At 35.7% G+C, this 15,943-nt stretch carries 11 protein-coding genes; 3 read left to right on the top strand and 8 right to left on the bottom strand.

From position 1 onward, the window contains the following. Positions 1–130: 130 nt before the first annotated feature. On the bottom strand, positions 131–1,597 hold the full coding sequence (hpaB, locus tag JNUCC74_RS06980; protein ID WP_454067445.1) for a 4-hydroxyphenylacetate 3-monooxygenase, oxygenase component: 1,467 nt from the start codon (positions 1,595–1,597) through the stop codon (positions 131–133). Between the two features lie 244 nt (positions 1,598–1,841). Here hpaB and JNUCC74_RS06975 point away from each other — a divergent pair, with 244 nt between their 5' ends. Continuing rightward, positions 1,842–2,759: a LysR family transcriptional regulator gene (locus JNUCC74_RS06975; RefSeq protein WP_454067444.1), complete on the top strand. Its 918-nt coding sequence runs from the start codon at positions 1,842–1,844 to the stop codon at positions 2,757–2,759. A gap of 563 nt (positions 2,760–3,322) precedes the next feature. Here JNUCC74_RS06975 and JNUCC74_RS06970 read toward each other — a convergent pair. After that, positions 3,323–4,678, bottom strand: coding sequence for an MFS transporter (locus JNUCC74_RS06970; RefSeq protein ID WP_454067443.1), 1,356 nt, complete (start codon positions 4,676–4,678; stop codon positions 3,323–3,325). A gap of 508 nt (positions 4,679–5,186) precedes the next feature. Then, positions 5,187–5,783, bottom strand: a complete 597-nt coding sequence (locus JNUCC74_RS06965; RefSeq protein WP_454067852.1) for a lysophospholipid acyltransferase family protein — start codon at positions 5,781–5,783, stop codon at positions 5,187–5,189. A 271-nt stretch (positions 5,784–6,054) separates the two neighbouring features. On the opposite strand from JNUCC74_RS06965, the gene JNUCC74_RS06960 reads away from it, so the two are divergent. Next, the gene (locus JNUCC74_RS06960) at positions 6,055–6,681 is read left to right on the top strand and encodes a metal-dependent hydrolase (protein ID WP_454067442.1); all 627 of its coding nucleotides are present in this window, start codon (positions 6,055–6,057) and stop codon (positions 6,679–6,681) included. A gap of 350 nt (positions 6,682–7,031) precedes the next feature. Here JNUCC74_RS06960 and tkt read toward each other — a convergent pair whose 3' ends face one another. The 5 genes from tkt to JNUCC74_RS06935 all read right to left on the bottom strand — a co-directional run bounded on the left by tkt (position 7,032) and on the right by JNUCC74_RS06935 (position 14,582). Then, positions 7,032–9,032: a transketolase gene (tkt, locus tag JNUCC74_RS06955; RefSeq protein ID WP_454067441.1), complete on the bottom strand. Its 2,001-nt coding sequence runs from the start codon at positions 9,030–9,032 to the stop codon at positions 7,032–7,034. A 41-nt stretch (positions 9,033–9,073) separates the two neighbouring features. Then, entirely contained in the window at positions 9,074–10,435 is a 1,362-nt protein-coding gene (locus tag JNUCC74_RS06950) for a PTS ascorbate transporter subunit IIC (protein WP_454067440.1), read from the bottom strand. Positions 10,436–10,827: 392 nt separating this feature from the next. Further along, on the bottom strand, positions 10,828–11,109 hold the full coding sequence (locus JNUCC74_RS06945) for a PTS sugar transporter subunit IIB (protein ID WP_077320151.1): 282 nt from the start codon (positions 11,107–11,109) through the stop codon (positions 10,828–10,830). Continuing rightward, positions 11,109–13,148, bottom strand: coding sequence for a BglG family transcription antiterminator (locus JNUCC74_RS06940; RefSeq protein WP_454067439.1), 2,040 nt, complete (start codon positions 13,146–13,148; stop codon positions 11,109–11,111). Before JNUCC74_RS06940 ends, JNUCC74_RS06945 begins: the two co-directional genes overlap by 1 nt. An 894-nt stretch (positions 13,149–14,042) precedes the next feature. Then, on the bottom strand, positions 14,043–14,582 hold the full coding sequence (locus JNUCC74_RS06935; RefSeq protein WP_454067438.1) for an NADPH-dependent FMN reductase: 540 nt from the start codon (positions 14,580–14,582) through the stop codon (positions 14,043–14,045). A gap of 476 nt (positions 14,583–15,058) precedes the next feature. Here JNUCC74_RS06935 and JNUCC74_RS06930 point away from each other — a divergent pair, with 476 nt between their 5' ends. Next, positions 15,059–15,679: a helix-turn-helix transcriptional regulator gene (locus JNUCC74_RS06930; protein WP_454067437.1), complete on the top strand. Its 621-nt coding sequence runs from the start codon at positions 15,059–15,061 to the stop codon at positions 15,677–15,679. Positions 15,680–15,943: the final 264 nt, after the last annotated feature.

Below are 15,943 nucleotides of genomic sequence, written 5' to 3'. Positions count from 1 at the left end.
TAAGAAGGTATTCGAAAATCAGTAAAATGACGCAGCAAAGTCTCGAAATTCTGCTTTTTATCCTTCCGTATAAGACAATGATGACGGGTGATTAAGCTCCTTTCCTTTTATCAGTAATCTTCTTTTGAAACTAAAGTGTTAACGTATCGATTTTTTGGCTGCTTAAAAACTCTCGCACTTGGGCTTTATATGTTTCTTTATCATATTTATCAAAATAAGCCATTCCCATTTTAATAGGATCACCAAAGAAGTAATATTCATAATGTGTCTGTCTTGCGCCAAATGCACTCATCGTTAAATCCCATGCTAAACGAAAAATTTGTACACGTTCGTATCCTTCCACATTCTTCCCTTGCATAGCGCGGTGCAGAATGGGGCCAATCTCTTCATTTTCAAAGTCTTTATAGGTTGGAATTCCCATTAATCCTGAAGCTCCGAGGATCCTAACAATTTCAGCCATTCTTGGATATACACGTGGAAACCAGTTTCTAGCAGCATCTAACGCAGTAAAATCAGGAGTCATCATCCCCCACTTATCTATTTTGGCATTATGCTCTGCGCGAAACAGATGAGACTTCATCGTCTCCAATGTCAGCATAATTTCGGTTCCTTTATCCTTTACATGTTGAAAGCCATCAATTCCAATGGAATCCATCAGTGTGAGTACGACACCAAGTAAAAATTCTGTTTTGGCAATATCTTTTACTACCACTTGATGTGTCATATGAACGACGGCATTGGTTTCTACAAAAGCCCGATTACAAATGGATGAATTTTCCAATACAAAGATTCGATCCCATGGAACTAACACATGATCAAATGCTACAATCGCATCCCCTTCTTCAAAAGAAGCGCTCAATGGATGATCATATTTATTACTGCCAAATATAAAAGCTTCCCGACTTAAAAACCTTAATCCCGGTGTATTATTCGGCAAGGCAAATGCTAAGGAAAAGGGATCGTCAAGCTCTCCAGATTTTTTGACAGTTGAAGGAAATACTAAAATCTCATCTGTGATGGCTCCCTGTGTCGCAAGTAGCCGAATCCCATCAACAATGACACCATTATCGTTCTTTTCCACAACATGCAAGGCGACATTCGCATCTTTTTGTTCCGCCTGAATTTTCGCCCGGTTTACTTGTGGATGAATTAGTGTATGAGTTAAACTAATATCATTTTCTCTAGCAAATTCCGCGTAGTTTCTCGCATTTTCTGCAAACATCGGATCTCCTTCAGCAAAAAATTCACTTGCCTGCCCCATCGCCATCACATCTGCATTCAAGTAATCAGGAGATCTGCCCATTAATCCTTTTGTAAAACATTGCCATTCCATAATCGCTTTTCGGCGTTCTATCAAATCTTCAACCGTTGACGGAACCATAAATGTTTTTCCGATTGGATCACCGGTTGTTGGTGACGTATATAACATTTTCTTTGGTTTTTCATACTGCATATCATATAATCTTGCCATGGATTGAATCACATTTTTAAAAGCTGGATGTTCTGTCACATCATCAACACGTTCTCCATGAATATAAACATTATTTTTTGTTTTCTTTAAACGATCAATATATTGTTGCCCTGTTTTAGCCGGCATATATTTCCCTCCCTCATTTATTTCGTAAGCGCTAACAACAACATCCTTCGCATACGTTATATTTGGTATTATTCCCTCCTCGTTATCTGAATAATACTTTTAATTTGAATAATACCATAATTATTACTATATTAATAATATCTATTTCATTAATAATCGATATGAAAATTATATACTTTTAACTTAGATATATTGCTATCATATATAAATCTACAAAAAAGCTTTCAAAAACAGGAGGTATGGAATGAATTTAAGGCAATTGCGTTACTTTCAGACGATCGCTAAGGAAGGGCAAATTACCCGTGCTGCACAAAAGCTCCATATGGCTCAACCACCCTTAAGTCAAAGTCTTAAAGAATTAGAAGAGGAATTAGGGGTAAGGCTGATGGAGCGTAATGGAAGAAAAATGGAACTAACAGAAGCTGGAAACATCCTTTATGGAAAAACGGACATCCTTTTTCAATATCTTGAAGAGGCGATTACAGAAGTAAAAGACACTGGTTCCGGGATAAAGGGTACATTATCCATTGGTTGTGTAAAGACATGCTTCAATCATATACCGAAGCAACTGAAAGCTTTTCAAAAAAAATATCCTAACGTTCATTTTCATTTAAAAGAGGGTGATTCTTCGCTTCTTGCAGAACAATTAATTCATAGAGAAATTGATGTAGCTATCATTCGCTTGCCTATTAACATGGATAAGTTTTCGATTCATCCCCTTCCAGATGAAAACTATGTAGCTGTAATTCCGGAAAGCTGGTTAGGGTCTTTTGAAAGCATAACCATGAAGCAGCTGAGTCAGCTGCCATTATTATTGCTGCATCGGATAAGTGGTATCGGACAATATGAATTGATTTTGGAGCAGTTTGATAAATACAAGTTAACTCCAAAAATTGTTTGCGAATGTCCGGATGTTGATATGATACTTCAGCTAGTTAGTGAAGAAGTTGGAGCAACAATTATTCCCGAGTCCACACTTTATCGACATCACTTTAGTGGATTAAAACAACTTCCGATTAAAGGCCATACGTTTATTTCTAAATCAGCGCTAGTTTGGCTAAAGGATCGTTACCTACCTAAAAGTGCGAAACGATTTATAAAACTGTTTCAGGAAAAAAAACAATGCGAACATGTTGAAGTGTGTAATCAAAAAGTCCGATAAAATGACTCCGTCTCATTTATTTATGGTTAAACTGGATAAAATTCTAGCTAAAGTTAATTTAATGCAGAACCTAAGTTATAAATGTGTAACTAGGTCTCCCCTAGTTTTCTTTGTTATCTAGGGGAACGATAGCCGTTTACATGGTAGATATCTTTTTTTAAAAATAAGTCTTGGTGGAAGCTCTACAACGTAGAAAGGATAAAGAAAAGGCGGTGACTTAAGAGGTCAATGTGGACTTTTAAGAAGACCGAAGTTTACTCCAGCTTAAAGGAATACCAAGAAGTCTGTCTAAACAGGAGAGATAACAGCAGCTTAGATATGGATAAAATTCTAATCTAAGCTGCTGTTATTCTAATCGAGAAGTAGGCTATGACCTATAACTCTTACAAGAAACAATGGAAGGAATGTACCACATTTATCCCGTACGTAACTGGGCAGTAAGACCTGCTCCTCTCCACGCTACACCCATGTAGAGGATTCAACTGCAAGTCAAATGCCCGATTCTGTTCACTTTAACCATCAGTGGGGGATAAAAGAAAATACCCACTGATTGGTGTTTCACTTTATTCCCAATTACCTTTAAGCTTGCCAGGAAGTTTCAGTGCCATCCCAAACACCAAAACGGAGAAAGTCAGACAAATCATCGCAACAAGATGTAAATTATCATGACTTACTTGTTGATTAAAAGTTAGACCAAGCAAACTGGAAGATAGGATAGCTCCCATATATCTGCTCGTTTGAAATAAACCGGAAGCTTGTCCCGTATCTTCCTTCTTAACATTTTCATATAATGCTGTCTGCATGGAAATATTGTTAAACCCATTACTAGCTCCTAAAACACTCATAATCACAAGTAACCAACTTAATGAAGAAGTTTCATGATACGTTAATAATAATCCGGTCCCGATTAAAAGTAATCCTACGCCAACAACTGCAGGTAACTTTGAACCAAGCATATCTATCATTCGACCTGCGAACGGAGCGATAATAACTCCAAATCCCGCTAAAGCCAGCATAATAATTCCTGACTGCGCTTCACTATATGTCAATGCTTGCTGAAGAAAAATAGGAAACCCAAAAAAGTAGCAATAATATATCAAATTGATACTCATAAATTGAATATAAATCATCGTTACGTTCGGGTTTTTCTTTAAACGATGAATATCCATAAACGGAGCAAATCGCTTTTCTTCAAATTTATAAAAACTAATCGCAGTCACGAGAAAAACAACGAACGCCCACCAGCGAATATTCCCTTCTTCAAACGAGAGCAAAAATAAAATCAAGCTCGTCACAGACACCGTAAATAAAAAAATTCCTGTGAAGTCAATTTGCTTCATGCTGGTATTTTTTTCTTTTGTCGATGGTAAAACAAAAATAGCTAATACAAAGGATAAAATAATAAATGGAAAATTAACGAAAAAGATAGCTTGCCAATCCCATGAATCAATTAAAAAACCACCGACCGACGGGCCAAAAGCTGCTGATGTGGAAGCAAATATAGACAACGTAGCAAGTGCTTGCCCTTGACCTTTTGTAATATGTGTCCGAATCATACTCATCCCGCTTGGGAACAGCGTGGAGCTGCCAATTGCCTGCAACGCCCGGCATGCTAATAGAAATGGAAAGTTTGGTGAAAAAGGTGCTAACAGCGACGCAAAAGCAACAAGCGCTAATCCGGTCATAAATAATCGTTTTGAACCAAACATGTCACTCAGCTTCCCCATAACAGGCTGACCAGCTGCACTTGCTAAATAGAAGATAGAAATAAGCCATGATGCACTCACAAAAGACAATGTAAAATCATCCTGAAGACGTGTCACTGCAACTGCAATCATGGATGAATTCAATGGATTTAATAAAGTTCCTAATCCAATAGTAATAATAAACAACCAACGTTTCTGCTTTAAAACTGACATGAAATCACCAATAAAAATTTTTTTAGAAAAACTGGCCTTATCGCCTAGTCTTTAGCGAAAGCCATAGTTTTTCTTATACTATAAAGTGAAACTTCAATCAGTAGGAGTTTTCTTCCATCTCCTACTGATTGTTAGTTAAACGAATCGGGCATTTAGGTGCCGTTTTCTCCCACTTAGACCTTTTGTATCAACTCAAGATTTTGAAGTGGGAGTCTTACGGCACCTTACATGCGGGATAAACCATAAAATTTTATACTTTCCTATAGTGTTAGAAAAACTTGGCTTGTTCGCCTAGTCTTTATGGCGAAAGCTATAGCTTTTCTTATACGATAAAGCCTAAAGTTTTATACTTTCCTATAGTATAAAGAAAACTAGGGCTTCGCCAAGCCACTGCGCAGGCGCATTGTTTTATCACACTTTTACATAGCTATTTCTATGATTCTTAATGTATCAAAAACCTATCTCTATCATAGGCGAAAGCGTTCCATAGGTGAATCCATTAGAACATTTACTTCCTATCTTGCAGTTGTTTCTGCAGGCTTATTAATGATTTTTCAAGTTGCTTCATCATTGCTTCCATTCCTTGTTTTGGTGGTAATTGCTCAGATAAATAAATTGGCTCGCCAAAAATAATCTGCGGTTTCATCCGTTTAAAAAGATCTTTAAAATTATTGGGTCCTTGATAAGCAACTGGTACAATTGGAACCTTTGCGTAACTAGCAATCGTAATAGCGCCTCTTTTTAATGGTACCTCTTCACTTGTTCTTGTCCCACTCGGAAAAATACCTACAACCTTTCCTTCTTTCAACAAACGCCTCGGTATTTTGATCGCACTTGGCCCTGGATTTTCTCTATCAACAGGAAATGCATTTAATTTCTCCATCAACCATCTTAAAAATCGCGACTGAAAAAGCTCCTTTTTTGCCATATAATGTATTTTAGTCGGAAGCATACAAACCCCTAGCCACAATATATCTACCCACCCTGTATGTGTACAAGCGAGTACAAAGCCCCCTGATAAATTAGTATTTTCTTTTTGATAAACCTTAACTTTCCCAAATACACTTAAAATTATTTTTAATGCATACGCACAAAAATGATACACCATAGTTAATCTCCTTCTGCGTTGATGTTTTTGTTTTACGACTACATTTTAACATATAGTTATAGTATCTAGTACTAATTTTTTATTTATATTTGAATTTACTGTAACAAAGTAGGTATCGATTTAAGAAAAGGATCTCTATATCGTGCTACGCTTAAAGATCCTAGCCCGTTTTTGTTAAACAGAACTCTATTTTGCTGTAAAATAGGAGTACTAGCTATTTTTTTAATAGCTAAGTACATATTCTCTTTAAATCAAGGGGGGTTCCGTAGTGAATGGAACAGTGCACGCAGCAATTGGTACAGTAACCGGATTTATCGTCGCAAACAATTTACAAAGCTCTCCTTCAGAAACTGTTTTGTTGATTAGTTTAGGAGCGACATCAGCTTTAATTCCTGATTTAGATATTGATGGCAAATTACGGGGAAAAATAACCCTATCCCATAAAATTTTACGAGCGGTCACTCAAGTAGTCGGTATCTTGCTTATCATCTATAGTTTGTATAAAGGAGTCGATTATCGAGGTTGGATAGGAATTGGTATTGGATTCGCTTTACTTTCCTTATCTCTATCCATTAAACGAAAGCATATGTTAACCATTACCGGAATTGGTATATTAGCAGCGGGAGTTTCATTCGATGAGGTTTGGCTTAGCCTTATGGGAATTTATATCATTATTGCTTCTTTTGTTCCTCACCGCACTTATACGCACTCCATTGTCGGTCTTATTTTCTTTGGTTATATTGCCTTCCAATTCCAACAATCTATGAAGATCGAAGGTGCCTATTATACTTGTGTAATCGGCTATATTAGCCATCTAATCGCAGACAGCAAATGTATTCCTTTTAATAGACGAGGCATAAAACTATTTTTACCATTTTGGAATAAAGAGGTATAGTCATCTCTATTTTTACAGCTTCAGCACTTGCTAGCGACGTACAACATTAGAAAGAGCTATTGTTTTTCTTATACGATAAAGTGAAACTTCATTCAGTAGGAATTTGCATCCCTCTCCTACTGAATGTTAGTACCACAAGGGTATGACCTAAAGGCCCTTGAACCGATCGGACATTTAGGGGCCGTTTTCTCACACTTAGACCCCTTTGTACCAACTCAGGACTTGAAGTGGGAAACTTACGGCACCTTACATGCGGGATAAAGCCTACAGTTATATACCTTTGTATAGTACAAAAAAGGGTGACCAAAAAATTTTAAACTTTGGCACACCCTTTTTTTATTTACTACTTTCTATAGTAGATCCTTGAAGTTCTTTACAACATTTTCTACTGTAAAGCCAAACTTTTTAATCACTTTATCTCCCGGGCCTGAAACGCCAAATGAATCAATGCTCATAACTGCACCATTAGTGCCTACATACTCTTGCCAACCAACTTTAGATCCCATTTCAATGGATAAACGTTTATCTAATTCTTTCGGAAGAACCTGCTCTTTATAATCAAGCGGCTGCTTATCAAATAGATTCCAAGATGGCATGCTTACAACATGGACATAAATTCCTTCTTCCGCTAATTTTTTCTGTGCTTGAAGTGCTAAAGAAACTTCAGATCCCGCAGCAATTAAAATGCCTACAGGAGTTGTTTTTGCCTCCGAAATAATATATGCTCCTCTTATTACGCCTTCTTGCGCTTTTTCTGCTGTTTCAGCTAGCGTAGGCAAATTTTGTCTTCCTAATACAAGCATCGTTGGCTGATTTTTTTGTGACACAGCGATTTTCCAAGCTTCTTTTGTCTCATTCGCATCTGCCGGACGTAATACGGTAAGATTAGGCATAGCACGAAAGGCTGCCAAATGCTCAACAGGCTGATGAGTAGGGCCATCTTGACCGACTGCTACACTATCATGAGTAAAGACATACGTAACAGGCAACTCCATTAAAGCAGATAATCGAATAGCCGGACGCAGATAATCTGAAAACACAAAGAACGTACTTACAAACGATCTTAGATGATGTAAAGCCATTCCATTTGCAATGCCACCCATTGCAAATTCGCGTACCCCAAAGGAAATATTTCTTCCAGCATAATTTTCCTTTGTTAAATTAGCAAATGCTGTTAGCCTCGTTTTAGTAGAAGCATCTAAATCAGCAGAACCACCTACAAGTTCAGGGATATTATTTGCTAATGCTTGTAATACTTTACTGGCCGAAGCTCGAGTTGCTATGGACTCTCCCACTTCAAATGTTGGTAATTTCTGATCCCAACCTTCAGGGAGTTCTCCAGCAATGATTCGTTTTAACTCACTTGCAAGCTCCGGATATTCATTTGCATAGCGCTCAAAAAGCTGATTCCATTCTTGTTCTTTTTTAACGCCATTTTCTTTAATACTGCCAAAGTCGTCATATACTTCTTCCGGCACATAAAAATCTTCTTCATAATTCCATTTATAAAAGGCTTTTGCACGTTTAATTTCTTCCGCGCCAATTGGATCACTATGCGCATCGCTTTTTCCTTGAATGGTTGGAGCGCCATAACCGATGACCGTTTTGATTTCAATCAATGTAGGACGAGTTTCATCCTCCTTCGCTTTATTGATTGCTTTTTCAATGGCTTTTATATCATTACCATCTTTTACAAACAAATATTGCCATCCACAAGACTTAAAGCGCTGTTTAATATCCTCTGAAAAAGACAGGGCCAATTCTCCGTCTAAACTGATGTCATTTGAATCATATAATACGATTAAACGACCGAGCTTTAAATGTCCAGCCAGTGATGCTGCTTCATAGGAGACACCCTCCATTAAATCACCATCACCGCAAATGGCATACGTATAGTGATCAATAACTGGAAATCCTTCTCGATTATAAGTTTCAGCAAGATGTCTTTCCGCAAGTGCTAACCCGACACTTCCCGGTATTCCTTGTCCAAGAGGACCTGTTGTTAATTCAACTCCTGGTGTAACCCCGTACTCCGGATGTCCTGGAGTCTTACTTTCTAATTGTCTAAAGTTCTTTAGTTCATCTAGGGATAACTCAAACCCGGCAAGATGCAGTAAACAATATTGAAGCATGGAACCATGTCCGGCAGCTAATACAAATCTATCTCTGTTAAACCATTCCGGATTTTTCGGATTGATATTCAGTATATTTTTCCAGAGGCTATATGCCATCGGAGCTGCCCCCATTGGCATACCAGGATGCCCGTGCTGTGCTTTTTCAACACTATCTATCGTAAGCGTACGAATGGTGTTAATTGATAAGTCTGCAATGTTTTTTAGTTCTTCACTCATCATAATTCCTCCATATTATTTTTAATAGAAACTGCGTGCAATTAGTTAGCATTTTCTGTAGAGCTCTTTTTTTTGCCAAATGGAATTAACATGAAACCAAGAATAACAATTAAGCTAATAACAATGGCAACTGGTCCTGCATAGTTTGCCAGCGAGCCGAAAAAGATACCTGAAACGCCAAAGTCAGCATCAGAAAATGTTGTATTAGCAAATCCTAACTCTCCTAATACCGGTAATAAAAATACTGGTAAAAACGAAATGATAATTCCATTGACAAATGATCCGGCAACGGCTCCTTTTATCCCGCCTGTTGTATTGCCTAGAACCCCAGCAGCTGCTCCAGTAAAGAAATGAGGCACTACTCCAGGAAGAATAATCGTCGTTCCCGTGACGAACATAATTACCATACTAAAAATTCCGCCAATAAAACTGCTGAAAAACCCAATTAAAACAGCATTTGGTGCATACGGATAAATAATTGGAACATCAAGTGCCGGTTTAGCGTTAGGCACAAGCTTTGTGGAAATCCCTTTAAACGCTGGTACAATTTCTGCTAATACTAAACGGACACCAGATAAGATAATAAATACACCAGCTGCAAAGCTACCGCCTTGAATCAGAGAGAAAACCAAATAGTTCGTTCCTTCACTTAGTTCTGCTTCAATAAATGAAGCACCTGCAAATAAAGCGACAATTACATACATCACGACCATTGTTAAAGCAATACTAACCGTACTATCTCGTAAAAAACTAAGTCCTTTTGGAAAATTGATATTTTCCGTTGAATTTTCTCTGCTATTCTTAAAAATTTTTCCAGTTAATCCACTTATTGCATATCCTACTGCACTAAAATGTCCAAGAGCCACATTATCATTTCCAGTAAGCTGCCTCATAAACGGCTGAACGATTGCTGGTGATAGCGTCATTACTATTCCTAAAGCAACAGCACCCGCTATAATTAATGGTACTGTATCGAATCCTGCTACCGCCATAATAACAGCAAACATACAAGCCAGATAAAGTGTATGATGACCTGTTAAAAATATATACTTATATCTTGTAAACCGAGCGATTAATATGTTGACAATCATACCAAAAAACATAATTAGCGCTGTATTTGTTCCGTATTCTGTAAGAGCTAAAGCAACAATGGCTTCGTTGTTTGGCACTACCCCTGATACATGAAAAGCTTCTTGGAACATAGTACCAAATGGAGTTAAAGCTTTCTCCAAAATTCCTGCACCTGCTGCAATGACAATAAAACCTACAAATGTTTTAATTGTTCCCTTCATGATCTCGGATGCATTTTTCTTTTGTGCTAATAGACCGATTAACGCAATTGCAGCAACCAAAATAGCAGGCTGACTTAAAATATCAACTAATACACTTAAGAAATTATTCATAGAAACCATCCTTTCGTTATTTATAGAAAAACATTCAAAAAATATGTTAAAAATGATCCATCGAATTTCTTTGTACATTAGAAGCACAAAATTTTAGCACGGAAGTTAAACAACCAAGTAGATTTTTTTAATGTCCAAAGTATAAGTGCAGCTAAGTGATGTCTGCACTCCGCTAGCCATTTTTCCTTATTGCCTAATTTCTTGAAATTCATGTTTCAACATACATATATTCAGCTTGCTAAACGAAGCAATCTCCAACTTCGACACACAGGATGTTGATGTCGACACTACAAAAATCTTAACAGCAGCACATCGCGATTTTTCAAGGGTAGTTGCTATCGATTAACCTACGTCGGGTCTTTTAACTCCTTTTTAAACACATTCATATATAATTAAATTAAATTTTTGTCTTTTACTAACTTTGTAACTTTTTCCCTTAACTCGTCCATATCAATAATGTTGTCTAATACAATTACCTCACCTAAATGTGAACCGCCTTCAGCAATATCTTTCGCTAAAAAATAGACATCTGCGTCTCCTGGGGTAGCTGAACTTAAATCAGAATGAGATACCTCCACCCCAGTCACACCTAATTCCTGTAAAATCTGTTTAATATTCATCTCTACCATAAAGCTTGTCCCTAACCCTGATCCACAAACTGCTAAAAATTTCATTATTCTTCATCTCCTTTAATTAATTTAATAATCTCTTCTGATGTTTCAGCTTCTTTCAATGCTTTAAGCGTTGGTTTATCAGCAAGAAGTTTTGTCAAATGAGATAAAGCCTTAAGATGGGCTTCATTATCAACCGCTGCTAAGCAAATAAAAATATCTATTTGATGTTCTTCTTTATCCAATAACTTCACAGGAGTCTTTGTTCTTAAAAATGACATTCCTAAGTTAATAACACCTTCCTCAGGTCTCGCATGGGGAATAGCAATTCCATTTCCTACATGAATATAAGTTCCTACTTCTTCCACTTTTTTATTCATCGCCTCGATATATTCCTGTTTTATTTTATTTGTTTTAAGAAGCGGCTGTGCCGCGAGTGTGATAGCATCACGCCATTGCAGCTTTTCATCTGTAAATTGAATCATGTCCTCTGTTAGTAAATCTGAAAGCATTGGCTTATACCCTCCTACATCGGTGTTATTCAAATAAATGACATTGACAAGTTCAGAAAATAATTTTTTTTCGTCTTTAATATCCGCATATTTATCAATAATTTCCATTAATTGGTCGATTGAAAAATCATGATTATTCAAAGATGGAAATTGAAAAATGACGGATTCAATCAAGTAATTTTTTTCAATCTTAGTAAGTAATGGCTTTACATGGTAAACAGGCTTAGTTGATTCCAAAGCAACCGTAGAAAAAATCAAATCATAATTTGTTAATGGAATTGTTTTTATTTGTTCTACTCTGTGTACTCTTGAAAACTTAATAGTAGGAAACATTTCTTTTAATTGTGCTCTTAGCATGATTGAAGAACTAACACCATTTGAACAAACAATTAATGCACGAATGTCAGGTGAATTCGTTCTTCTTTCCCTCTCTAGATAACCGCCGAAATGAAGTGTAAAATAACCTATTTCCTCATCACTAATCGGCTTTCCCGTCCACTTTGATAAAGGTGCCAATGAATGTTTCACAAACTGAAATAAATCTACATACTTCGATTTAATTTGTATTGTTAAGGGATTAACAAGTGGAATTTCAAATGCAATTCTGAAAAACGCTGGAACAAGATGATTATATAAGCTTTGTTGTAAATATTCTTTATTCTCTATGGGTAATAATGTGTTTTTCTCAAATGCTTCGATGATTTCTATTGTCAAATTTCGTAAATAAGGATTTTCCACAAAGCTTACTTCCTCTAGAGCTACTATCAATTGCAATAAGACATAATAGCATTCATTGTTGTCTGTATCTTGAAATAATTGCTGACAGAGTCTTTTAGCTGGTGCAAATAACTGTTGACTTTTTAACAATTGTTTTTCATAATCACTAAACGCAAGCAAAACTTGTTTTTTTCTTACCCTCATAAACGTAAGATGTAGTATCATTTCCGTTTTACGCGTCTTTACTAAATGTATGGAATGTTTCGTTAGAAAGTTGTTAATTATTTGCTTTGTTTCCTGATAATAGTGTTCCTGTTTCCAAGATTTTAATGTAAGAATGATTATTTCTTTCCCCAATGGTTTTGTAAGTAAATAATCGATTGCATAGGCAGCCAGTTTTCTTTTTGCCAGTTCATCTCCTTTTAAATGATAACCATCCATTCGGGTGTAGACAAAAGCAACATCCTTTTCATTACACATTTCTTTCACTTTTTTTACATCAGTTAAAGCTGTATTCTTACTTACATTCATCATTAATTGATAATGGTAATTAGATAGTACTTCCTTACGAATAAATGTATATAAATAAATGAAATAAACGCGGTCCTCCTCTGATAAAACGATTTGATTCATACTAATATCTAAGGGTGCTCCTGCATAATGAAGTTTTTTAACTTTAGCATCAACAAGAAAATTTTGATTTGAAATTATAATTTCCGGCATATTCATACTTTTTAAAGTGTTATTTACTTTGTCTAAAGCATAATAAAATTGTCGTTCTGATAAATCTGTTTTACGAATAACTTCTGAAACTGTAATTTGATCATGTGTTATTATTTCTTTAAAAAGCTTAAAAGATCTTTGATCAAACAACTAAGAGCACCTCCTTAACTAAATTGTAGAACGCTTACACCCTTGTATCAACAGTATTTGAGCCCAATCAATGTAGATAATCTACTGGTTCTATTGTGCTCTTAAGAATGAAACAATATTACGAATCCTTCATATCCCTCGACCACTATTCTGAACCGATATTAACGGAGCCATCTCATTACTTGATTCATTTGCCTCCTTTACTTTAGGAATTTTACATTAATCACATGAATAACGATGTATAGTTTATTAACGACTGTGACACTAAAAACGCCAATACTAAGCAACACTTTATCTATAATACCTAAAAGCTTTTTAAAACAGTAGATCAAAGGCTAAGTTCGCAGACGTCTTTTAAAACCAGCGAAGTATCGCTGTCGTAGCTTTTCTTGGCCTTGAAAAATCGCGGTCAACTCTGTCCTTGAAAAACCGCGATGCTTATTCAAGATGCTTTTCTTGTCCTGTCGACCGAAGAATTGGGGATTTTAGGTAGCCGATGTTGAATTATCGTGGGAAGAAGTTCGAAGTTTGTTAGCAGCACGAGCGCTGAAGTTACTTTTTAAAAGAGTTATCCATCATGTATAAACGGATAGAGTTCCCTAAATGAAAAAATCGTTTCTAATTTAGAAACGATTTTAAATAGACTAATTTTATTAAGGTTTATAACGTATATAAAGCAGAATAATGTATCCAGTCTCCGATTATATATAAAATATGTGTCCAAAAGCAATTTCGCTAAACTGATAAAGATTACGGGTTTATGGCACCTTACATGCGGGATTAAAATTCCCTCACGAGTCGTCTAATCTTCATCACTAAAATGTTATGCATTTTAGCCTACAAAAATTTGGTATGTTATTTTGATGAAATTTTTTAACCCCTTTTTTGGCTAATTTAATTTATCCTGTTTCGTTCCTTGATCGTTATCATTTCTTCAGCAAGCTTAGTAATTCTTTTATTTACATCTTGATCAATAATTTCATTATCATCATTAAAGGAATCATTATGAATGAAGACACTACATGTAGGAACCGTCCCCTTTAAATAAGTAAGAATTGGCTTTAAATGATATTCAGAAACAAGAAAATGCTTATGTGAACCTGCAGTCGTTACAATTCCTGTTACTTTTTCTTTAAACGCATCAACAGGAAAATGATCAAGTAAGTTTTTTAGCGCTCCTGTAATCGATGCCTGATATACAGGGGTACCAAATACAATAATATCAGCAGCTAACATTGTATTTACAACATGCCACGTATCTTTATTATAATATGCTAATGGGGCTCCTCGAACAAATTCAACATCATATTCCTTTAGATCGATTAATTCTGTCTCTATATTTTGATTAATACGCTTAGCGGCGAGTAACACTTCATGAACTGCTTGCGAAGTTTTCTCACCTACTAATGATCCAGCTATTCCGACAATTTTCAAAGCTGCTCCCTCCTGATTTAACAAACTCTTCTCTTGAATAATATATTGCGTTGTCACCTGTTTACATTTCCATCAATAGCTTCCTATCAAGCAATAAAATCCAAAGAAAAAAGCTTGCTCTAATAATATTTTATTTTTTTAAACGTATTCATAAATTCGGTATATTGCAAGAGCAAAAACTTAACCGCTCGTTTAACGATTTACAATTGGAGAACTCCTAGTTAGCATTAATATATGAGAGAAAGTATGGTATCTACAATCATTTTCTGATTTTTTTAAAATTTTTTGTGCATTTATTATACCAATTGGTATAATAAGCATGTAAGAATCATAGCTTACCTCTCATAGAATAGCAATTAATTTGCTCCTGTAGTGCTAATAATTCATAAAGTTTTTTATTTTTATAGTTTTCACTTTTATAATTTCTTTATTTTTTATACAATATATACAGCATAAAATATAATTTAGGTGATTATATGGAAAAAATGTCCACTAAGGATAAAATCTTATATTTATTAAAAAGGCAAAGCAGGCTCTCTGTAGGAGAGCTTACAAAATGCTTACATATTACAGACATGGCTGTACGAAAACATTTGTCAATATTAGAAAAAGAGAAACTTATCTATTCCGTAGAAGTAAAGCAACCCATAGGTAGACCCATCCAAAAATACATATTAACCAAAAATGCTGAATTGCTTTTTCCTAAAAGCTATGAAGGTCTTGCTGTTGAGTTTCTTAAAGACATAGAAGCGATGTATGGTGAAGAATCGATCGAGCAATTATTTCAAAATCGAGAAAAACGCTTAACAAATGAATATAAAGTACGACTAAAAAACAAATCACCTATTGAAAAAATAAAAGAGTTAAAAACCATTCAGAATGAAAAAGGATATATGGCAGATGTTGCAAAAATAGGAACAAATAAATATGAATTGATTGAATATAACTGTCCCATTTTAGCTGTTGCAAGTGAATATAAAGTAGCCTGTCACTGCGAAACGTCTTTGTTTCAAAAAGTTCTACAAACAGAAGATGTAAAGCGGACAAGTTGTAAAACCGAAGGGAATGACCATTGCCGATTTTTAATTGGATTTTAATAAAGTGAAACTTCATTCCGTGGAGCACGGAATGTTAGTTGAACGAATCGGGCATTTAGGTGCCGTTTCCTTCCACTTAGACCCCTTTATATCAACTCAGGTCTTGAAAGGAAGTGGGAGTCTTACGGCACCTTAATGCGATATATATTGATGAGTACTTCATAGATTCTGAGGACCAAGAAATTTAAACCATTCAGCCTGATCAAAAAACCGGTTAACTTAGAACGATAAAAATTTTGTAATTTATAAAAAGATCGGTTTACC

Source organism: Cerasibacillus sp. JNUCC 74 (assembly GCF_053667775.1).
The sequence above is the reverse complement of the archived record's forward strand: the minus strand, read 5'-3'. Positions and strand labels throughout refer to the sequence as shown.